Origin of the sequence: Brevibacillus sp. 1238 (assembly GCF_029892995.1) — a bacterium.
Lineage (GTDB): Bacteria > Bacillota > Bacilli > Brevibacillales > Brevibacillaceae > Brevibacillus > Brevibacillus parabrevis.
In genome coordinates this window covers 355,411-373,708 of the sequence record NZ_JARXWC010000002.1, presented here as the reverse complement: position 1 = coordinate 373,708, position 18,298 = coordinate 355,411, and the positions used below count along the sequence as shown (strand labels likewise).

At 51.7% G+C, this 18,298-nt stretch carries 23 protein-coding genes and 1 pseudogene; 2 read left to right on the top strand and 22 right to left on the bottom strand.

Annotation, left to right across the window (positions count from 1 at the left end):
* Nucleotides 1-99: 99 nt before the first annotated feature.
* From M2298_RS05675 to M2298_RS05660, 4 genes are read right to left on the bottom strand one after another with little or no spacing between them, the layout of a single operon-like run.
* Nucleotides 100-828: a hypothetical protein gene (locus M2298_RS05675; RefSeq protein ID WP_122963587.1), complete on the bottom strand. Its 729-nt coding sequence runs from the start codon at nucleotides 826-828 to the stop codon at nucleotides 100-102.
* Between the two features lie 22 nt (nucleotides 829-850).
* Nucleotides 851-1,192 carry a 2Fe-2S iron-sulfur cluster-binding protein gene (locus M2298_RS05670; RefSeq protein ID WP_063226939.1) on the bottom strand — a complete coding sequence of 114 codons (342 nt, stop codon included), beginning with the start codon at nucleotides 1,190-1,192 and terminating at the stop codon, nucleotides 851-853.
* A 15-nt stretch (nucleotides 1,193-1,207) separates the two neighbouring features.
* Entirely contained in the window at nucleotides 1,208-1,504 is a 297-nt protein-coding gene (locus M2298_RS05665; protein ID WP_122963589.1) for a 2Fe-2S iron-sulfur cluster-binding protein, read from the bottom strand.
* A 14-nt stretch (nucleotides 1,505-1,518) separates the two neighbouring features.
* Nucleotides 1,519-1,707: a DUF2768 family protein gene (locus tag M2298_RS05660; protein ID WP_063226937.1), complete on the bottom strand. Its 189-nt coding sequence runs from the start codon at nucleotides 1,705-1,707 to the stop codon at nucleotides 1,519-1,521.
* Between the two features lie 129 nt (nucleotides 1,708-1,836).
* Here M2298_RS05660 and M2298_RS05655 point away from each other — a divergent pair, with 129 nt between their 5' ends.
* Complete coding sequence (locus M2298_RS05655) at nucleotides 1,837-2,367, top strand: hypothetical protein (protein WP_173598793.1); 531 nt, start codon at nucleotides 1,837-1,839, stop codon at nucleotides 2,365-2,367.
* Nucleotides 2,368-2,487: 120 nt separating this feature from the next.
* Here the strand turns inward: M2298_RS05655 and M2298_RS05650 are convergent, their stop codons facing one another.
* The 17 genes and pseudogenes from M2298_RS05650 to prsW all read right to left on the bottom strand — a co-directional run bounded on the left by M2298_RS05650 (nucleotide 2,488) and on the right by prsW (nucleotide 15,629).
* The gene (locus M2298_RS05650) at nucleotides 2,488-2,757 is read right to left on the bottom strand and encodes a stage VI sporulation protein F (protein WP_122963591.1); all 270 of its coding nucleotides are present in this window, start codon (nucleotides 2,755-2,757) and stop codon (nucleotides 2,488-2,490) included.
* 67 nt (nucleotides 2,758-2,824) lie between these two features.
* Nucleotides 2,825-3,874 carry an NAD(P)H-dependent glycerol-3-phosphate dehydrogenase gene (locus M2298_RS05645; protein WP_173598792.1) on the bottom strand — a complete coding sequence of 350 codons (1,050 nt, stop codon included), beginning with the start codon at nucleotides 3,872-3,874 and terminating at the stop codon, nucleotides 2,825-2,827.
* A 37-nt stretch (nucleotides 3,875-3,911) separates the two neighbouring features.
* Nucleotides 3,912-4,514, bottom strand: a complete 603-nt coding sequence (gene plsY, locus M2298_RS05640) for a glycerol-3-phosphate 1-O-acyltransferase PlsY (RefSeq protein ID WP_063226933.1) — start codon at nucleotides 4,512-4,514, stop codon at nucleotides 3,912-3,914.
* A gap of 15 nt (nucleotides 4,515-4,529) precedes the next feature.
* The gene (gene der, locus M2298_RS05635) at nucleotides 4,530-5,843 is read right to left on the bottom strand and encodes a ribosome biogenesis GTPase Der (protein WP_122963593.1); all 1,314 of its coding nucleotides are present in this window, start codon (nucleotides 5,841-5,843) and stop codon (nucleotides 4,530-4,532) included.
* Nucleotides 5,844-5,896: 53 nt separating this feature from the next.
* The gene (locus tag M2298_RS05630) at nucleotides 5,897-6,079 is read right to left on the bottom strand and encodes a capping complex subunit for YIEGIA (RefSeq protein ID WP_122963594.1); all 183 of its coding nucleotides are present in this window, start codon (nucleotides 6,077-6,079) and stop codon (nucleotides 5,897-5,899) included.
* 3 nt (nucleotides 6,080-6,082) lie between these two features.
* Entirely contained in the window at nucleotides 6,083-6,988 is a 906-nt protein-coding gene (locus M2298_RS05625) for a YIEGIA family protein (RefSeq protein WP_280648305.1), read from the bottom strand.
* Nucleotides 6,989-6,994: 6 nt separating this feature from the next.
* Nucleotides 6,995-7,630 (bottom strand): YphA family membrane protein, encoded by a 636-nt coding sequence (locus M2298_RS05620; protein ID WP_063226930.1) that lies wholly within the window; start codon nucleotides 7,628-7,630, stop codon nucleotides 6,995-6,997.
* An 82-nt stretch (nucleotides 7,631-7,712) separates the two neighbouring features.
* Nucleotides 7,713-8,762, bottom strand: a complete 1,050-nt coding sequence (fni, locus tag M2298_RS05615) for a type 2 isopentenyl-diphosphate Delta-isomerase (RefSeq protein WP_280648304.1) — start codon at nucleotides 8,760-8,762, stop codon at nucleotides 7,713-7,715.
* A gap of 99 nt (nucleotides 8,763-8,861) precedes the next feature.
* Nucleotides 8,862-10,034, bottom strand: a complete 1,173-nt coding sequence (gene rpsA, locus M2298_RS05610) for a 30S ribosomal protein S1 (RefSeq protein WP_122963597.1) — start codon at nucleotides 10,032-10,034, stop codon at nucleotides 8,862-8,864.
* A 186-nt stretch (nucleotides 10,035-10,220) separates the two neighbouring features.
* Nucleotides 10,221-10,814 (bottom strand): lysophospholipid acyltransferase family protein, encoded by a 594-nt coding sequence (locus M2298_RS05605; RefSeq protein ID WP_063226927.1) that lies wholly within the window; start codon nucleotides 10,812-10,814, stop codon nucleotides 10,221-10,223.
* Nucleotides 10,811-11,482 carry a (d)CMP kinase gene (cmk, locus tag M2298_RS05600; protein WP_063226926.1) on the bottom strand — a complete coding sequence of 224 codons (672 nt, stop codon included), beginning with the start codon at nucleotides 11,480-11,482 and terminating at the stop codon, nucleotides 10,811-10,813. Before cmk ends, M2298_RS05605 begins: the two co-directional genes overlap by 4 nt.
* Before the next feature lie 187 nt (nucleotides 11,483-11,669).
* Nucleotides 11,670-11,861: a hypothetical protein gene (locus tag M2298_RS05595; protein ID WP_229049950.1), complete on the bottom strand. Its 192-nt coding sequence runs from the start codon at nucleotides 11,859-11,861 to the stop codon at nucleotides 11,670-11,672.
* Nucleotides 11,862-11,878: 17 nt separating this feature from the next.
* Nucleotides 11,879-12,565 (bottom strand): flagellar brake protein, encoded by a 687-nt coding sequence (locus tag M2298_RS05590; RefSeq protein WP_122963599.1) that lies wholly within the window; start codon nucleotides 12,563-12,565, stop codon nucleotides 11,879-11,881.
* 113 nt (nucleotides 12,566-12,678) lie between these two features.
* Nucleotides 12,679-14,046, bottom strand: a complete 1,368-nt coding sequence (gene ypeB, locus M2298_RS05585) for a germination protein YpeB (RefSeq protein WP_122963600.1) — start codon at nucleotides 14,044-14,046, stop codon at nucleotides 12,679-12,681.
* A gap of 35 nt (nucleotides 14,047-14,081) precedes the next feature.
* Nucleotides 14,082-14,679: pseudogene (locus tag M2298_RS05580) on the bottom strand (cell wall hydrolase).
* Nucleotides 14,680-14,774: 95 nt separating this feature from the next.
* A complete protein-coding gene (locus M2298_RS05575; RefSeq protein WP_005831362.1) occupies nucleotides 14,775-14,933 on the bottom strand; it encodes a hypothetical protein in 159 nt (52 codons plus the stop codon).
* 21 nt (nucleotides 14,934-14,954) lie between these two features.
* Complete coding sequence (prsW, locus tag M2298_RS05570; protein ID WP_063226921.1) at nucleotides 14,955-15,629, bottom strand: glutamic-type intramembrane protease PrsW; 675 nt, start codon at nucleotides 15,627-15,629, stop codon at nucleotides 14,955-14,957.
* An 82-nt stretch (nucleotides 15,630-15,711) separates the two neighbouring features.
* Here prsW and M2298_RS05565 point away from each other — a divergent pair, with 82 nt between their 5' ends.
* Complete coding sequence (locus tag M2298_RS05565) at nucleotides 15,712-16,683, top strand: asparaginase (RefSeq protein ID WP_122963602.1); 972 nt, start codon at nucleotides 15,712-15,714, stop codon at nucleotides 16,681-16,683.
* Between the two features lie 145 nt (nucleotides 16,684-16,828).
* Here M2298_RS05565 and M2298_RS05560 read toward each other — a convergent pair whose 3' ends face one another.
* Nucleotides 16,829-18,118: a Glu/Leu/Phe/Val family dehydrogenase gene (locus tag M2298_RS05560; RefSeq protein WP_063226919.1), complete on the bottom strand. Its 1,290-nt coding sequence runs from the start codon at nucleotides 18,116-18,118 to the stop codon at nucleotides 16,829-16,831.
* Between the last annotated feature and the right edge of the window lie 180 nt (nucleotides 18,119-18,298).

Sequence of the window (18,298 nt, the reverse complement as noted above, 5' to 3'; positions counted from 1 at the left end):
GGGAATCTCGTACTAGTTTCGTGGACAGTACAAGTATATGTGCGACTGGACCAACTAGAACAAAAAAACAACTCCGATCAGAGTTGTTTTTTGTGTTCGCTATTTGATTTGCAGCAGCCTCGGCTCACCGTCTACCAACTCGTACGGGAACGATTTGGCGGGAACAAACATCGATACGCGCGACAGGACGTATCTCGGGTCTGTGTTTGGCGTGACAGTCGCTTTGTTCTCGCGCAGCATCGTCGCAATATCTGCCGCGTAGTCAATTCCTACTTGCCCATCCGCATTCATGACCAGCGGCAGCAAATAATTGCCCATGGTCGATGGCACTTGCCACGCCTTCACACCGATCTCCGTATGGTCGATCGAGTAGTAGCCGTTGCCGAGGTCGGCTTGCACCGGCAGCTTGTTAAAATAGCCGCGATAGCGGTCTACAGCCGTCTGTACATCGGCAACCGTGCTGACAGCCCCTAGATGGATGAGCTTGACGGTTGGCTTCGTCTCCACGTCAATCAGGATGTATTTGTACAGCCCGCCCTTTTCAAAGGCGTTTCCAGGCACATCCGGGATGTACTTGGGAATCATTTTGCGAAAATCAATCTCGTATTTCTCAAAAATGGGAGTGTCCAGCGGTTTCGTCACAATCGGGAGCACAGCGGTATCTTTTTTGAACTCGTCGATACCTTTTTGCGCCGCCTCCAGAAAAAATGAGCTGGGCACCTGATTTTCCGCCTTCCGCTCGTTCGGATACAAACATCCGGACAACAAAACAGAAAGCATGCACAAGCTGATCGTCAGCTTGAAAGTTTTACGCCATGATTGCCACATCTTATGTATACACCTCAAACCCTCATTCTTCGTTTTCCAAGCGCTGTCGCTCAAGTGCCGCAGCCACCACCGATTTTAACCGGCTCTCCGGGATTCGGACCGTGCAGTCGTTCTCTGTCGCCTTGGCCTGACAAGCCAGGCGCAGCCCCTGCCGCAAGTCCTGCTCCGGCATTTTGCGCAGCTCCAGCACGGTAGGAGGAGCAAGTTCTCCGCTCTCCACAATGACACGGCACATCAGACAGGAGGCGTGGCCTCCACACCTTTGCGGGATCACGATCCGGGCATTGCCAGCAACACTGACAAGCGATTGGCCCGCCCTCGCTTTCACGCTTTTACCGCCGGGAAGAAAAGTCACCTTCCCCATGTCGTCACTCCTTTTTCAATACGGGCGATGGGCCAGCTTCACCGTTCCTTGCCCGACGATCTTGATTTGGCAGCCAAGTCTGAACCCTTCGGCCCGCTCTGCTTTGCGCAGGCGCAGCTTTTCCTCGCTCGTGATCTCACTCAGGTACTCCGCGCCTTCTACCACTTGCGTGCGGCATTGAGCACACACGCCTCTCTGGCAAGCATGCCCCCACGGAACTTTATGTTTTTTGGCAATCGCAACGATCGTCTCATTCAACTCCACAGGCACTTCATACGTTCCTGAGCGAGTGATCAGTGTTACCTGAGACATCCCCTATCCTCCCCTTACACAAAAATCACGATCAAAATCATGACAAATACCGCGATTAACATCAGGAAAGCGCAAGTCTTCACGAGAAATCTGACAAGCGCATTCGTCATTTTTCTGGCAAAGATCATCAACAAATTGCAGACGAACATCAGGCCGATGGCCAGTAGTGAAATGTTCATCTTCGTCATAGGATCGATATACATCTGGCTTGCAGCATCCTTTGCATTTTTTGCTTCATTATACCATACTTCCCAGCTCTCGTCTGACCTTGTGAACCTCTATCTGGACGTTCGCATAGACTATTCTGATGAATCCGCCCATGGGAGGGATGAATGTTGAGCAACAAAGTAAATGGTCGAAAATGGCGAAACCCGTACGCTCCCATACCGAGCAAAAAATTGAGCGACCAAGTGGCCGACGTCTCATTAGCCATTACCCCGAAAAAAATCTTGCCAGCCGTGGACCTTAGATCCTCCGTCTCCAAAATGCGCAACAACATCAAAGGGATCAGCACCACGATTCGCCAGGTGGAAGAAACGATGGATACGCTGTACGGTGCCATGGAAATCATCGAGAACCTGGGCAAACGTACGGCTGAACCGGAAGTTGCTGCCGAAAAACCAGTCTCGACCAAGCGCAAAGGAAACGCAGAATCAGCGAGGGACAGTGCAAAGGGCAGAGAAACAGCGAAAGCAGTGGAAACACCCCAGGAATCGAGCGCAGCCTCAGGCTCTGGCTCAGGAAACCCGCTCGGCAACATTGACATCGGGCAAATTCTCGGCCTGCTGCAATCTCCATTGGTGCAAAACCTGTTGACCCAGACGGTGAGCGGCTCAAGCAAGCAACGAAAAAAAGAGGGATGAGATCCCTCTTTTTTTCTTGGTATCTGTAGGTCAGCCATGTCCCTGTAGAGCCATGATTGTTCCTAATTTTACTGTATGATGCTTTTGACAGCAGGTAACGGGCATAATCGCCCATTTCTCTCACTTTAGCAGCTTGGACAAGGATGACATGTCATTCAAATTGATTTCCTTGTTGCGGAACATCTCGATGATCTTGTCTTCCTTTTCCGGATTGAGCTGTTTGCCGCTCATGGTCGCGAGCGTCTGCAAAATTTGCCGAAGCTTTGCTTCATCCTCAAAGTCGCTGCGCTTCATCTGACTCGCAAGCGACCGCAATTTGCCCTCGTCGACCTTCTCGCTGCCTTTTCCCTGCAAACGCTCCAAAAAACGCTTGGAAAGATTGTTATTCATCTGCGCTCTCCTCCTGCATCTGGGCTTTCACCCTATCGTATGTGCAGGAGCCTAAATGTGTGAAACGCTACGCTTGCGTCTCATCCGGATTCAGATAGCCCATTTCAAACGTCTTTCCTCTGCCCATCAGTTCCTCTACCCCTTGGCGCGGTTCTTTGCCTTCGAACAAGATGCCGTACAGAACGGACGTGATCGGCATTTCAACCTGCTCCCGTTGTGCGAGCGCGTGTGCCGCATGTGTCGTACGCACCCCTTCGACTACCATGCCCATCTGCGCCAGGACGTCATCGAGCTTTTTGCCTTGTCCGAGCATGTAGCCTGCGCGCCAGTTGCGGCTATGGCGGCTCGTGCACGTCACGATCAAATCACCGACCCCAGCCAGCCCGGAGAAAGTAAGCGGCATAGCGCCAAGCTTGATGCCGAGGCGACTGATTTCCGCCAGGCCGCGCGTCAAAAGCGCCGCTTTTGCGTTGTCGCCGAACCCCAGCCCATCTGACATGCCCGCTCCGAGTGCGATGATGTTTTTCAACGCCCCGGCGATTTCCGCTCCGATCAAGTCCGGGTTGGTGTACACCCGGAAATTGGCGTTCATCAAAAGATCTTGCGCACGCAGCATGCTGTCCTCCGACTCGGATGCAACCACGACCGTAGTAGGCTGCCTGCGGACTACCTCTTCTGCATGGCTCGGCCCGGACAAGACGGCAAGCCGTCCAGATATTTCGCGAGGCACCTCTTCCATGATGACCTCAGACATCCGTTTCAGACTTTCCAGTTCAAAGCCTTTTGTGGCATGGATCAAAAGTGTGTCGCTATGTAAAAACGGTGCCAACTGCCTGCAAATTTGCCGCATGGCGTGCGAAGGCACTGCCAAGAGAACAATCGGCTTGCCGGAAACAGCCGCTTCCAGATCCGTTGTCGCCACGATGCTTTCGGCGAGCTTCACTTCAGGCAAATATTTGGCATTGGTGTGCTTTGCGTTCACTTCGTCAGCCAGTTTGGGATCGCGCACCCACAGCCGAACCTGGTGGCCGTTTTCAGCCAACACAGAAGCGAGAGCTGTCCCCCAACTACCTGCACCGACTACTGTAACCTCTTTTCTCAATAGATCCCCCTCCATCCTTCGTTCTGCGAGAACGATTCAGACCCATTCAGATCTATCCCAGCTTGCGATTGGACTTGTCTCCCAGCTTCCGTTCCGTACCTGCTATAAGATTTTGGATATTGTTATAATGGCGAACATACGCAAACACCGCGATTACCAAACTTGTCCAAACAAAGGAAATCGGTTTATCCAGCAGGTACAAAGAAATAGGAATCACCGTAACGAGGACAAGCGATCCAAGGGAGACGTAACGGGTAATGGCAATAACCAGCACAGCCAGTACCGCTGCAATCAAAAAGGCGAGGGGAGAGAAGCCGAGCACCACGCCGAGCGTAGTTGCAACGCCCTTTCCCCCGCGAAATCCAAAATAGATAGGCCAATTGTGCCCCGCGATGACAAACAAGCCCGCTACTGCATAGGCAGCGGCATCACCTGTCATGAGGTGTGTTATTCCCATCGCCGCCAACCCTTTTAGTGCGTCAAGGATCAGTACGGCAATACCCGGACCTTTCCCCAGCACGCGAAGCGTATTCGTCGCCCCTGCGTTCCCGCTGCCATGTGAGCGAATATCAATTCCTGCAACTTTTTTGGCAATAAGATAGCTGAAGCTAATTGAGCCGATCAAATAGCTGAGCACCCAGGCTAATAACACCATGGCGGTTTCCTCTCCCTACGTTTTTTTCCGCGTCCATATCCGAACAGGAGTACCTTCAAAGACAAATGCTTCGCGGATTTTGTTCTCTATGTAGCGCTCATAGGAAAAATGCATAAGCTCCGGATCATTCACAAACAGGATGAATGTTGGAGGCTTGACTGTCGCTTGCGTCGCGTAGTTGATTTTCAGACGCTTGCCTCGGTCAGATGGCGGCGGCGTGCGGATCGTTGCATCCGTAACGATATCGTTGAGGACGGAGGTCGGAATGCGCATCGAGTGTGCTTGCGCTACCTCGTTTACTTTTGGAAGGATCGTGTGAACACGCTGCTTGGATTTGGCTGATACATACATGATTGGCGCGTAATCGAGGTATTTGAACTCTTCGCGGATCAGCTCGGTAAAGCGCTGCATCGTTTTGTCGTCTTTTTCAATGGCATCCCACTTGTTGACGATGATGATCACGCCGCGACCAGCTTCATGGGCATAACCGGCGATTTTTTTGTCTTGCTCGATGATGCCTTCTTCCCCGTTGATGACAACGAGAACGACATCACTGTCCTCGATGGAACGCATGGCGCGCATGACGCTGTATTTTTCCGTCGTCTCGTACACTTTCCCGCGCTTGCGCATACCCGCCGTGTCAACGAGAACGTAGCTTTGACCTTCCCGTTCAAACGGAGTATCGATCGCATCGCGCGTTGTACCTGCGACATCACTGACAATGACGCGCTCTTCGCCCAAAATGGCGTTGGTCAAGGAAGACTTCCCTACATTCGGACGTCCGATGATCGACACGCGGATGACGTCTTCTTTTCGCTCCTCGTCGTCTTCCGCCGGGAAAAAGCGAACCACTTCCTCCAGCATGTCGCCCAAGCCGAGACCATGGCTGCCGGAAACCGGGAACGGCTCACCCAAGCCAAGCGAGTAAAAGTCGTAAATATCGGCACGCATGTCCGGGTTGTCCGCTTTGTTTACAGCCAGAACAACTGGCTTACCCGTACGGTTCAGCATGCGAGCCAGCTCAAGGTCAGCGTCCGTTACGCCTGTTCGGCTGTCGGTAATCATGATGATGACGTTGGCCTCATCAATCGCCAGCTCAGCCTGATAGCGCATTTGCGTGAGAATTTCATCGGTCTCGCCAAACTCAATCCCGCCCGTATCAATGACGTGGAAAGTATGAGTTAACCATTCTCCTTTGCCGTACAGGCGGTCACGGGTTACTCCCGGCATATCCTCCACGATCGCGATGCGCTCGCCGACCAGTCTGTTAAATATCGTGGACTTCCCCACGTTGGGTCTCCCCACAATGGCTACCACAGGTAATCCCATAATCAACAACACTCTCTCTCATTTACGTTTTGACTAGCTAATCATACCATACACTACTTGTGACGAACAATGATAAGGGTATCCTTGCTCACCTCATGCACCATGGCGTCCAGAATCTTTTCCAGCGTAAAGGCTGTTTGCTGCATGCTCTCGTGCGTAGACTCGATGAAAATGGGCGCTCCGCCCGCGATTCTCTCCTTGTTCACGGTAATCACGGCCAAAATGGTCCCGGTCATGGTCTACAGCTCCTTCTTCGCTAATTTGGTCTTTTGCGGCATTCGGAAGACGCTTTCCAAAATCGGCACGGCATCGATGACTTGTTTGCCATGCTCCGCGTCTTTTTCTTGCGGCAGCAAAAATACGCCGAGCCGCCCTGATTGCAGGTCGCGCTTCACGAGTGGGGTCAAGGAAGGCTCCCCCGTATCGGTGTACACGCCAAGCTGCGTGGCGACATCATGCAAAATCGCCTGTCGCTGGCCGGGATGCGCGATCGTCACCTTGGCATTGGCGTCTTTTGGACTCACAATAAACCCAACGCCATGCTCCCGGATGATCTTTTGCGCATCTTCCAGTCCCACGTTCATGATGTAAATATCCCCGACGTACAAATCCTTTCCTTCCACCCGCACCTCTGCCGGACTCGTCTCGGCGATCAGGGAGAGCGTCTTTCCCGAACGCAGCTTGCGCGAGATGAGGAGGGCGATGACTCCGGCAATGATTCCGCCCCACCAGTTGAACAAAATCGTGGCAGTCGTCGCCACCAGCGAGGTAAAAATCACCATGTAGTTGCGGCCTTCAAACACCATGGCGATCCCTTCGATATACGGCCCGCCGCGCGGCACCAGTTCTTGCTTGTCGATTTCCGTCAGCGTCGTGCGCTCCATGTTGCGCACATCCCTGAACTGTTGAGCGGCCACGGTTAAAAAGGTAACGGCCGTATAGTTTTCCTTGAGCAAGGCTGGAACAGCCAGTGCCCCCAATGCCGAAGCGATTACGCCGAGCGAAACATGAATAATTTTTCCGTGAGGATAGGTCGGATATTGCCGATAATCCGTTCGCAGCAAATTGATTCTGCACATGATTCCGAAGACGAATCCAATCGTCAAAGGAACGACAAATTCATTGGCTAACAGCTCTTTAAACACTCGCGATCACCTGCCTGTGTCGGAATGGGAAGGCTCTGTCTCTCTCCGTCCAAACAGCCGACGAATGGCAGACCAGAGCAAACTGACCAGCCCCAGCAAGGAGATGCCGCTCCACAAAAGATCTTGCGCATAATCCGTCCCCAGGCTGCACGTGCCAGAAGCTTGCCAAAAATAGAGCGTGTGGAGAGCATCCGCCATCGGTAGCGCAAGCATAAGCGCGAACAGCCGGGCCGCGTTCAGCTTGCTGATGGAAAAGGCAACCGCAACACTAATTCCTGGCACAATGACCCGCTCGTCCCAAAACAGCAGGATCGGATCGGTAAAAAACAGCCAGCGCAGCCAAAAGACCATGACAGAGATGCCTAACGCACCTACCACATACAGTCTTCTCGTCGCTTTGGGGAGGCGCGTGTAGAGGACCACACTTGCAAAAAGGGGCAACAACGTTCCGCTGAGACTCACCTGGATGGGAGCGAAGAACAATTTCCAGCTGACAAAGGAGCAGATCAGAAACGCACAAAGCACGGCAAGCACGCGTCTTCTTTCCATGTTCATTTCCCGCAGCTGCGCGTCAAAGCTTCCCATCCAGACAAGACAAAGCAGAGACCACTGGATGAGAAGCGCAATGGTTCCCTCGTTCATGTTCATCTCCTCAAAATTGTGGTTGTCTCCCCAAAGTATGCCTCAAGCGCTCCCCTTTCATGAATCACCCGCTTGTCCGTGTTTAGCGCTGGGCCAACTGATCAAGCACGATTCCCCGCAAACGGGCGCGCTCCGCCGTTTTTCCTGTAACCAAAAGCGGCACGTTGATTGCGTCTGCCAGCTGCACAATCCCTAGCGCCGTCATCGCCACCCGAATCTGATGATGCCACGCGTCCACTTCCTCCAGGCATTCTGCAAGCGATTTTGTATGAATCAACCGCAGCAAAGCTCCGGCCACACCGACCGCTTTCGCTCCCAAGCTGATTGCCTTGAATGCATCCAGCCCGTGGCGTATGCCTCCTGTCGCCATAACGGACGACTGGGCGTGGATGTGGCTGTCCGCTTCCAGCAAGCTTTCTACAGTCGTAAAGCCCCAGTCTTCAAACATGGTCAGCGGGTGACTGCTCCGCATGTTTTCCACTTTGGCAAAATTCGTTCCGCCCCTTCCGCCGACATCGATGCTGCGGATTCCGGCTTCCAGCAGTTTGCGCATCGTTTCCTTTGTCATGCCAAACCCGACTTCTTTGACGATGACCGGGACATTTACTGCTTCGCTGATGTTTTGAATGCGCTCCAAATAGCCGCGGAAGTCGCGATCTCCCTCCGGCATCAACAGCTCCTGCATCACATTCAGATGAATTTGCAGGCCGTCCGCCTCCAGCATGTCAATCGCTGCTTTCGCCTGCTCAACCGTTGCCTCTGCCCCGACATTGGCCCAGATGATCCCGTGTGGATTTTCTTTGCGGACAATCTGATAGCTGGAAGCTAGGGACGGGTCCCGGAGCGCCGCCATTTGCGAACCGACAGCCATCGCCAATTGCCGTTCTCTGGCAATAATTGCAAGCTTTTGATTGATTGGCGTCGTCGCCTCGGCTCCCCCCGTCATTGCGTTAATGACAAAAGGGGATGGCAGACGAAACGTGGCAAACTCCGTCGCAAGCTTCGTCTCCTCATATCCTGTATTCGGCACACTGTTTGGGACAAAACTGACATCATCGAAGCAGTTTGTCCCATTTTCAGCCGTTGCCAGCGCGTTGCGAATATGATCGAGCTTCCGTGTGGATCGATCCATGCATGTATCCCTCCCGTCAAACTATCTTTCCTCTCTGATTGACAGCCAAGCAAAAAGGGATACGCAAAAGCGTACCCCCTCATTTCACGTCTATACCGCTTACTTGAACTTGTCTTTCAGATCGGCAAACAGTTCACCAAGCGTCACGCCCATAGGCTGATTGTTTTCTTGCGTGAATTGTTGTTGCTCACGCTTGCTCGCACGCTCTGCCTGCTCAACGCGCTCTTCTTCAACCGCGCGAATGCTCAAGCTGATGCGCTGCTCTTGCGGAACGACATCGAGAATCTTCACTTGCACTTCCTGACCTTCTTTGAGCACCTCGCCAGGAGTGTTTACGCGACGATTCGCGATTTGGGAAATGTGAACCAATCCTTCGATTCCAGGAGCCACTTCCACGAAAGCACCGAAGGAAACAAGGCGTTTAACCGTACCAGTAGCCACAGAGCCTGCTTTGAACTCTTCCGCTACTTTCGCCCAAGGACCCGCTTGCGTTTCCTTGATGCTCAGGCCAATCCGCTCATTTTCACGGTCGATCTTGAGCACCTTCACCTGTACTTTGTCGCCTTCCTTCACTACATCGGACGGTTTTTCAACGCGGTTCCAAGCCAGCTCGGATACGTGCACCAGACCGTCTACTCCGCCGATGTCCACGAATACGCCAAAGTCAGTCATGCGTTGAACGGTTCCTTCCAGCACTTGACCTACTTGGATTTGATCCAGAATGGACTGTTTTTGCGCTTTTGCTTCATCTTCCAGCACCGCTTTGTGGGAGAGAATCACTTTGTTCTTCTCTTTGTCCATCTCGACCACTTTCAGCGTCAGGGACTTGCCTTTGTAATCGGAGAAATCTTCTACGAAGTGACGCTCTACCATGGATGCAGGAATGAAGCCGCGAACGCCTACATCTACAACCAGGCCGCCTTTTACTACTTCTTTTACGGTTGCTTCGATGATGGTGCCAGCCTGCATTTTTTGCTCCAGATCAGCCCAGGAAGATTCCATCGCGACAGCTTTTTTGGACACGACGAGTTCTTCTTTTTCATCATTGAGCTTGATTACTTTCACTTCAAACGTGTCGCCAACCGAAACGACGTCAGCCACTTTTTCTACATGCAGCGGGGAAAGCTCGCTGATCGGAATTAGGCCGTCGTATTTGTAGCCCACATCCACAAGAGCCTGTTTGTCTTCGACTTTCGTTACCGTCGCTTTTACGACATCCCCTACGGAAATGGTTGTTGCATCCGTCAAGCTTACGTTTGTTTCATCCATCATCCAAAAAACCTCCTTGAATACCATCCAGTCCCAGGCCATCTATGTACAGGTTGTAAGCAACCACATTACACGAAGCGGGAGCAAGTATATTTTTTACTGTCGCCCGAAGGCTGGCAGTTAGCACTGACATAGCCAGTAAGTTCCAGCAAATGTAGTATTCGTCCCTTTGTCAATTCTATACCGGACTTAGGGAAGATGCTGGCTCCGCAGTTCTTTGATGTGGGTCATGATCAGGTCGCTCGTCTCTTTCAGCACTTCAGCGCTGCTTTTCGCTTCGCGCAGGCTGGCGAGATCAATCGGCTTTCCGTAGACGATCTTGATCGGACGAAAAGCGCGATATGGCCCGACAATCGCCACCGGAATGACCGCGGCTTGCGATTTGAGCGCAAACATCGCTACGCCTGACATCGCTTCTCCCGGTTCACCCGTTTTGCTGCGGGTTCCCTCAGGGAAAATTCCAAAGATTTTTCCATCTTCGAGCAATTTGAGCGTCGTGCGGATTGCCGCCCGATCACCCGCGCCCCTCTTGACGGGAAAAGCGCCGAACTTCGTGATTAGAAAAGATAATACCGGGATTTTAAAAAGCTCTTCCTTGGCCATGAAATGTACCTGTCGTTCAATTCCGGACCCGAGCAAAGGCGGGTCCCAGAGCGAAATGTGGTTGGCACACAAAATCACCGGGCCTTCCTTAGGTATATGTTCACGCCCAATCACTTGCCAACGATAGACAAGCGAAAATATGATGCGGAATATTCCGCGGAATAAACGGTAATAGGTCACTTGGCAGACTCTCCCGTTCGCTCGCAGATTTGCAAGATGTGATCAACCACCTGCTCAATCGACATGCCTGTTGTATCCACCAAAACGGCATCTTCCGCCTGGCGCAACGGTGCCACCTCTCGCTGTGTATCCCGACGATCCCGCTCCTCGATTTCTTTTTCCAGCTCGGCAAGGTCTGTCTCGGTTCCTTTTTCACGCAGTTCTTTCCAGCGTCTCTCTGCTCGTTCACGACTGGAAGCTGTCAGAAAAATTTTCACCTCGGCATCAGGCAGGACATGTGTTCCGATATCTCTGCCGTCCATGACCACATTCCCTTGTTCGGCGAGCTGTCTCTGCAGTACCAGCATTTGTTCGCGAACAGGACCGTAGCTCGCTACAATAGAGGCGTACTGGCTGACCTCTGTGGAACGAATCTGATCTGTTACGTCGATGTCATTCCAGAACACGCGTTGGCGACCAGCTTGGCGCACCAGCCCAATCTTGTTGTTTTTCAAAAGCGCAGAAACTGCGGACTCGTCGCTGATCGGAAGCTGCTCGTGGGAAACGCCCCAGGCAAGAGCACGGTACATGGCACCCGTGTCGATATAGACGTATTCCAGTTGCCCTGCCACCTTCTGTGCGACGGTGCTTTTCCCTGCTCCCGCAGGTCCATCAATTGCTATGTTCATTCACTTCTCACCTGCTATGTACAGTAGTTCAGAAAGGGAGTAAAACAAGAAAAGCTTCTGCCCGAAGCCTGTTCCCATTCATGTGGAGAAAAACACACATATGACCGTAAACGGTCTACGAAAACGATCATTGCCGTTTTCTATGTTATCTATAATAGTACCATAGTATGGAAGCATGCGCAAACCTTTAGGGCTTGTCTGACACGCCTTCCAAGCGTTCTGTCTCGATCAGAAAAGCGCGAGCAGGAACGTATTGTATCAGGATTTCCCCGGCTGTCAGCGCGATGGCGCAGGCCACAATTCCAATCATGATGCCTTTCTCTACCCGTCTGGAAAATCGGCGAAAACGCTCGTCGTACTGACTGGTCAATGGGGTCACTTCCTTTTGGCAAAGCGTCAATCCTCGACGCCTTTTTTGCGAAGCTCTAGCTGTCTTTCGTAACACGCCCTAACCACTTTTACCCGATCCTGTTCACTGATATTCGTAAACTTCCCTGATATCCACTGATGCAAGCCCTTCTCTTCCGGCGCCTTTTGTCTGACGACCTCCAGTTCGGCAAATGCATGCTGCACCTGGCCAGTTCGGCTAGGCAGCGATATCCAGACCTGGAGCAAATCCTTTTCCCGCAAACGATAGGACTCGTCGCAGCTGAAAGACAGACCGCCACCGCTGATGTCGATCGTTCGCGCCAAAAAATGATAGCGCCGCATCGGGTCCTGATGCTTTACGGCGATGTCCAGCGTCGTTTCGATACGCAAGTAATTGCGCCGTTGTGTGCGCACAATCTCCTCTTTATTCGGCAATTGCAACAACAGCACCGGGATATGCGCGCTTTCTCTGCCGACGATGGAGGTATGGAACTCATAGCGAGAGCCGTCCTCTCCTACGTACCAGACCAGGCAGCTTGTGCCGGGCCGAAATACTCCGGTTCTTCCCGTGTTTTCACTGGTCGGCAATTCGATAGAAGCTACCTCTTCTGTCAAGTCGGTGACGCGGCTTTTGAAAGCATCCAACTCTGTTTCTTCTTCAGAGGAACCCGTGAAGTGAAGTCGTATGGTTTGTCCTACTCGTGGAAGCATCATATAGCAAATGTTCCTCCTTTTCCCTCTCACCCCCTCATTATATACTCTTTTCTTTCGAATCAGCAAATAGGGAAAGCCGTCAAATTCAGCTTTCCCCTTGCATTTTTCCGCGCTTATTGCTGATTCTCCCGGTCTGTGCCAGTCTCCATTTTCACGACTTCTTCCTCGTCGCCGTTCATGGCGTTGATGTACACCATGTATGAATTTCCTTCAAAGCTGCCCGTCAGCTCCCAGGTCAAAACTTCTTTGCCGTCATTTTTCCCTTCGATCAAAGCCAGCCGCTCGCTGGTGACTTTCACGCTCGGATTTACTTTTTTGCGCGCCTCTTCTTTGGACAGACGCGGCTTGGACAGCAGGCGTTGTTTGTGATTGAACAAGTATTCCGTAGAGTTGAATGCGGTCACTTCTCCGTTGTCCAGCGCGATCTCAATCGTCACGGAATCCGGATAGATGCGCACGCCATCCTGGACGGGCACAAACGTGAACAGCGCATTGCGGTCATAGCTGTCGATCTCGGAAACAACCATATCCCCGAAGCCATGCTTGCGCAAAAACTCTTCGCCTCTCTCTTGCGCTTGCTTCATATCGAGTTTTTCTTCCCCGATCTCACGCTCGTTCATCATCCAGACGACTTTGCCGCCGCGTTTGGTCACATCGAGGTTGATCGCCGCTTTCTGTCCGTTCGGAATGACGCGGACACTGTAAGCTGTGTACGTTTGTCCTTTTCCGTTTTCATCGACTTCCACCTTGGCGTCAGACGCGTTGATGCGCAAAAATTCCAGTGCGCTTTTCTTCGCATCCTCAGCGGTGGCGGGCTTGCCGTCAATTCCCTGGATTCGTTGCTGTTTTTTCTTGTCCAGGCTCTGGATGCCCACTCCCCAGTCCAAATCCGGAAACTCCTGCACTTTTTTCTCGATCGTCTGGAATCCGTCTACGATTGTGTTGTCCGACTTCTTGTCGTCTGACGCGAGCGCCGTCTCTACGTCCATCCAGCGCAGTTGCTTGTCGATGACATTGGCCTGGACGTTGCGCAACTGATCCTGAATGTCCTGGGCTTGTTTATGCAAGCTTTTCAAGGTGCCGTACTCCTTGTCGCTAAGCGGCTCCTTGTCCAGATCGCGCACAGCAACCCGGTAAGAGAAATCGGCTACACGCGAAAGCATCTCCTCTGTGTTGCTGAAAGGCATCAACGTAAGCGGAAGCTGGCCCACATCCGATTGGGCTGCGTAGGCTAGACGCCAAACGTTGGTCAAGGTCGGCGTCATTTGCCGGCGGGAATTGACGACCAATGACTTGCCCAGTTCGTCATGCAATTTGTCGATATGGTAAGTCAAATCGTGAAAAGCCCGCTGATACGAGTTTTCCGCTTTGATCAAAACCGAGTTTTTTTCGTTGTGCTCCTGGTACCCCCACATCCCCGCGCCTACCAAGGCAACCAAGGCTATGGGTAACAAGACGCGCGCCGTTGCTCCATATACCATCCCTTGCCACTCCTTCTATTCTGATTGAAAAGCCTTTACCTGCAAAAAATATGCTTCCCGATTTTTTTGACTTGCGGCCTGCTCCAAATCCATTTGGACGTCGCTGTTACCGGGTTGAAGTAGTAGGTGCAGCCTCCCGATGGGTCCCACCCGTTCAATGCATTTTTGACAGCCTTGCGCGCACTCTCGTTCGGGGCCAGCCAGATTTGCCCGTCCGCCACTGCCGTGAATGCTCGCGGCTCAAAAATGACAGCCGATGGCGTATCAGGAAAGGACGGGCTTTTGACGCGGTTTAAAATGACGGCAGCAATCGCCACCTGGCCTTCAAACGGTTCTCCTCTGGCCTCTCCGTACACGGCGTTCGCCATCAGCTTGAGGTCGTTCTCCGATATCCGCGAAGGATGAAAGCTCGCTTTGGACTTTGTCTGGCTTTGCTTTGCCGGTGCTGCCATCTGTGTCCCGCGTGCGGCCACCGCGCTGTTTTCATTGGAGAAAATCTCGTACCCGCAAAAGCCTGCCACCACGAACAAGATCAGCACACCTGCGATCCAGATTTTTTGCACGGCATAAGACCTCCTTGGCATGAATTGAAATCTTTGCATAGTGTTAGTGGAGGAAGAATGGATTATGCATGAAAATGCGAGAGGAATCGCCAATCCAGAGGCTTCCAGCACAAAAAGACCGATACGCTTGGCATCGGTCTTTTTGTCTGGCTTGCTATTTGTTTTTTACGATTCGTCAATGCGAAAATGCTGGTCGTTGTCGCACAGGCATTGCTTGAATCCCGTTTCCACTTGCCCGCCTGGTTCCCTGCGACCGCGGAGGGTAAATTTTTCTCCACATACATTGCATTGAATGGTCACTTTTGCTCGTTCGGATTTCAGCACGTCTCGTCTCCTCCTTAACGTCTATTGTGGACGCGAAGAAAGATTTTTAGAACCGTATTCATGAGCGCGCTGCACCTTTTTCAAGCCTTGCCACCAAAGGATCAGCATGAATGGCACGATGACTACCAGCCAGTTTTGGATCGAAAGAAAAATGGCGTTGTACAAAGCGTGAAGTCCAATCGGCAGGACGATGGACAGCCAGAGAAACGTTTTTTCCTGCTTGCTGTTTTGCGAGAACTTGGCCCGCCCCAAATAATAGCCCATCCATACAGCGAAAAGCGCGTGGCTGGAGACAGGCAAAAAGGCGCGCCAGAAGGCAATATTCATCCCGTTGATGATCAAATAAAACAAGTTTTCCAAAGTGGCAAAACCGAGCGACACGGCGACTGCATACACAATTCCATCGTAAGGCTCATCAAATTCCACATGCTTGTAGACTGTGAAAAAGATGACCATCCATTTGAAAAACTCTTCTACTACAGCGGACTGGATGATTTCCGCGACAATTCCGCTCCGCCAGTTCCATTCATTCTGCATGATGTACTGGAGTACCATAATCGGAATCACCAGCAGCATCCCAAAGATAAACGACCGGATAACCATGGAAATCGGTTCCGGTTCGAGACTGTCACGCAGGTAAAAATAACTCATGATGGCGATACCGGGGGCAATTGCCGCGCCGATCATTGCGATCATCTTTTATTGCTCCTTTACACAAGGCTGTTATTCATCGTACCATGAATAATGGTTGATGAAAACCCGCTACAGGAGAGAGATCATGACAAAAAAAATATTGGTAGTCAATACTGGTGGCACGATCGCCATGTCCGTAGATGACACAGAAGGCGTCAAACCGCTGGATGACCAAGCTGTAAACAAAATCCTTCCTTTTTTAGAGCGTTACGCGGACGTCACCATGAAAAACGTACTGAATTTGCCAAGCCCGCACATGACTCCCAAGATCATGAACGACTTGCGTCTGCAAATCGAAGAAGAATTTCGCCAGGAGCAGTATGATGGGGTCGTCATCACGCACGGAACCGATACATTGGAAGAGACAGCGTATTTCCTTGACCTGACGCTTTCCGTCAATGTTCCGATCGTTGTTACCGGGGCTATGCGCAGCAGCAACGAGCTTGGCGCTGACGGTCCGGTCAATCTGATTTCCTCCGTTCGCGCTGCCGCTGATCCAGCCAGTCTGAACAAAGGCGTGATTGTCGTGTTCAACGATGAAATCCACGCCGCTTGCCATGTGACGAAAACCCATACGAGCAACGTCGCCACATTCCAATCGCCGCAATACGGCCCGATCGGAACAATCGCGAAAAAAAGCGTGCAGTATCATCACGCTCCATTGGATCGCGAGCATTACAACATCACCCACGCCGATGCGAATGTGCCGCTGATCAAGGCCGTTGCCGGCATGGAGCCAGCTTGGCTGCAATTTTTGCTGGAGCAACCGATTGACGGATTGGTCATCGAAGCATTCGGTCTCGGCAATCTGCCGCCAGCGATCATCCCGACGCTGCAGCAACTGCTGGATCGCGGAATCCCCATCGTTCTCGTGTCCCGCTGCTACAATGGACAAGTTCAGGACATTTACGACTACGAAGGCGGCGGCCGCAAGCTGAAAGAAATGGGCATTATTTTCTCTAACGGTCTGAATGGTCAAAAAGCTCGCCTCAAGCTGATCGTCACCTTGCAGACGACGCGCGACTTCCAGGAACTGCAAAAGTTGTTTGATCAATAAAAATGAAATGAACAAACCCCCTCTTTGCTTCGACAAGGAGGGGGTTTTCATTGCTTTTCCGCTTTTGTTCAACCAAAAAACAAAGGCTTCGCCCACATGAGGCGAAGCCTGTTTCTTCTCAATATATGGAGGGTCGTTTGTTTGATTAAACCCAGCCGCGGAAGCGAGAAGCTTCTGCCATTTTGCGTGCACCGACCATGTAAGCGGAAAGGCGCATGTCCACACGGCGCGTTTGCGACAAGGAATAAACACTTTCAAACGAGCGAACCATTACTTTTTCCAATTTCTCTTCTACTTCTTCTTCGCTCCAGTAGTAACCTTGGTTGTTCTGTACCCACTCGAAGTAAGAAACGGTTACACCACCAGCACTTGCCAGTACGTCTGGTACAAGCAGAATGCCGCGCTCAGTCAAAATCTTGGTTGCTTCGAGTGTAGTCGGGCCGTTAGCCGCTTCTACGACGATTTGCGCCTTGATGTTGTGAGCGTTTGCAGCAGTGATTTGGTTTTCGATAGCCGCTGGTACGAGAATGTCGCAATCCAGTTCAAGCAGCTCTTTGTTCGTGATGGTGTTGTTGAACAACTTCGTTACGGTACCGAAGGAATCGCGACGATCGAGCAAATAGTCGATATCCAAACCGTTTGGATCATGCAGAGCGCCGTAAGCATCGGAGATACCTACTACTTTTGCTCCTGCATCGTGCATGAATTTCGCCAGGTAGCTACCAGCGTTACCAAAACCTTGAACGACAACGCGTGCACCTTTTACATCGATGTTGCGGCGTTTTGCTGCTTCGCGAATGCAAATGGTAACCCCTTTGGCTGTTGCTGTTTCACGTCCATGCGAACCACCAAGTGCAATCGGTTTACCGGTAATGAAACCAGGCGAGTCAAATTCACGGATACGGCTATATTCGTCCATCATCCATGCCATGATTTGCGAGTTCGTGAAGACGTCCGGAGCCGGAATGTCTTTCGTTGGACCCACAAGTTGGCTGATTGCGCGAACGTAACCGCGGCTCAGTCTTTCCAGTTCACGGAAGGACATTTCACGCGGGTCGCAAATGATACCGCCTTTACCACCGCCATATGGCAGGTCGACGATACCGGCTTTGAGGCTCATCCAGATAGAAAGTGCTTTAACTTCATCCTCAGTAACTTCCGGGTGGAAACGAATGCCCCCCTTGGTCGGACCAACTGCATCGTTGTGCTGAGCACGATAGCCCGTAAACACCTTTACTTCGCCGTTATCCATGCGAACCGGAATGCGTACGGTCAAAACGCGTAGCGGCTCCTTCAAGAGTTCAAACATCGATTCTTGGTAACCTAGTTTATCCAGTGCTTCCTTGATCACCGTTTGAGTCGAGTGCAGCAAGTTCAATGTTTCTTGCTTTTCTTTCCCTTCGGTGCTTTCGGTTACCACGTCTTGATTACCCATTACTTACCACCTCAAAAATGTTATCGGTCAATGCAGCCTTTAGTATACACGCTTGTATCAGGTATGAGAAGCGAAAAAAAGTTTTTTTTCCATTTCGAAAACGTTTTCTTCTGTTTGCCTGCATATAAATACAACTATTTACCAGCCGCTTGTATCAGCAAACGAATGGCCCGGACGCGG

Bases quoted from the DNA above. Each gene is read 5' to 3' on its own strand.
- M2298_RS05675 (WP_122963587.1), bottom strand. From the start codon at position 828: ATGTGGCAATCATGGCGTAAAACTTTCAAGCTGACGATCAGCTTGTGC.
- M2298_RS05670 (WP_063226939.1), bottom strand. From the start codon at position 1,192: ATGGGGAAGGTGACTTTTCTTCCCGGCGGTAAAAGCGTGAAAGCGAGG.
- M2298_RS05665 (WP_122963589.1), bottom strand. From the start codon at position 1,504: ATGTCTCAGGTAACACTGATCACTCGCTCAGGAACGTATGAAGTGCCT.
- M2298_RS05660 (WP_063226937.1), bottom strand. From the start codon at position 1,707: ATGTATATCGATCCTATGACGAAGATGAACATTTCACTACTGGCCATC.
- M2298_RS05655 (WP_173598793.1), top strand. From the start codon at position 1,837: ATGTTGAGCAACAAAGTAAATGGTCGAAAATGGCGAAACCCGTACGCT.
- M2298_RS05650 (WP_122963591.1), bottom strand. From the start codon at position 2,757: ATGAATAACAATCTTTCCAAGCGTTTTTTGGAGCGTTTGCAGGGAAAA.
- M2298_RS05645 (WP_173598792.1), bottom strand. From the start codon at position 3,874: ATGGAGGGGGATCTATTGAGAAAAGAGGTTACAGTAGTCGGTGCAGGT.
- plsY (WP_063226933.1), bottom strand. From the start codon at position 4,514: ATGGTGTTATTAGCCTGGGTGCTCAGCTATTTGATCGGCTCAATTAGC.
- der (WP_122963593.1), bottom strand. From the start codon at position 5,843: ATGGGATTACCTGTGGTAGCCATTGTGGGGAGACCCAACGTGGGGAAG.
- M2298_RS05630 (WP_122963594.1), bottom strand. From the start codon at position 6,079: ATGACCGGGACCATTTTGGCCGTGATTACCGTGAACAAGGAGAGAATC.
- M2298_RS05620 (WP_063226930.1), bottom strand. From the start codon at position 7,630: ATGAACGAGGGAACCATTGCGCTTCTCATCCAGTGGTCTCTGCTTTGT.
- fni (WP_280648304.1), bottom strand. From the start codon at position 8,762: ATGGATCGATCCACACGGAAGCTCGATCATATTCGCAACGCGCTGGCA.
- rpsA (WP_122963597.1), bottom strand. From the start codon at position 10,034: ATGATGGATGAAACAAACGTAAGCTTGACGGATGCAACAACCATTTCC.
- cmk (WP_063226926.1), bottom strand. From the start codon at position 11,482: ATGAACATAGCAATTGATGGACCTGCGGGAGCAGGGAAAAGCACCGTC.
- M2298_RS05590 (WP_122963599.1), bottom strand. From the start codon at position 12,565: ATGATGCTTCCACGAGTAGGACAAACCATACGACTTCACTTCACGGGT.
- ypeB (WP_122963600.1), bottom strand. From the start codon at position 14,046: ATGGTATATGGAGCAACGGCGCGCGTCTTGTTACCCATAGCCTTGGTT.
- prsW (WP_063226921.1), bottom strand. From the start codon at position 15,629: ATGATCGCAATGATCGGCGCGGCAATTGCCCCCGGTATCGCCATCATG.
- M2298_RS05565 (WP_122963602.1), top strand. From the start codon at position 15,712: ATGACAAAAAAAATATTGGTAGTCAATACTGGTGGCACGATCGCCATG.
- M2298_RS05560 (WP_063226919.1), bottom strand. From the start codon at position 18,118: ATGGGTAATCAAGACGTGGTAACCGAAAGCACCGAAGGGAAAGAAAAG.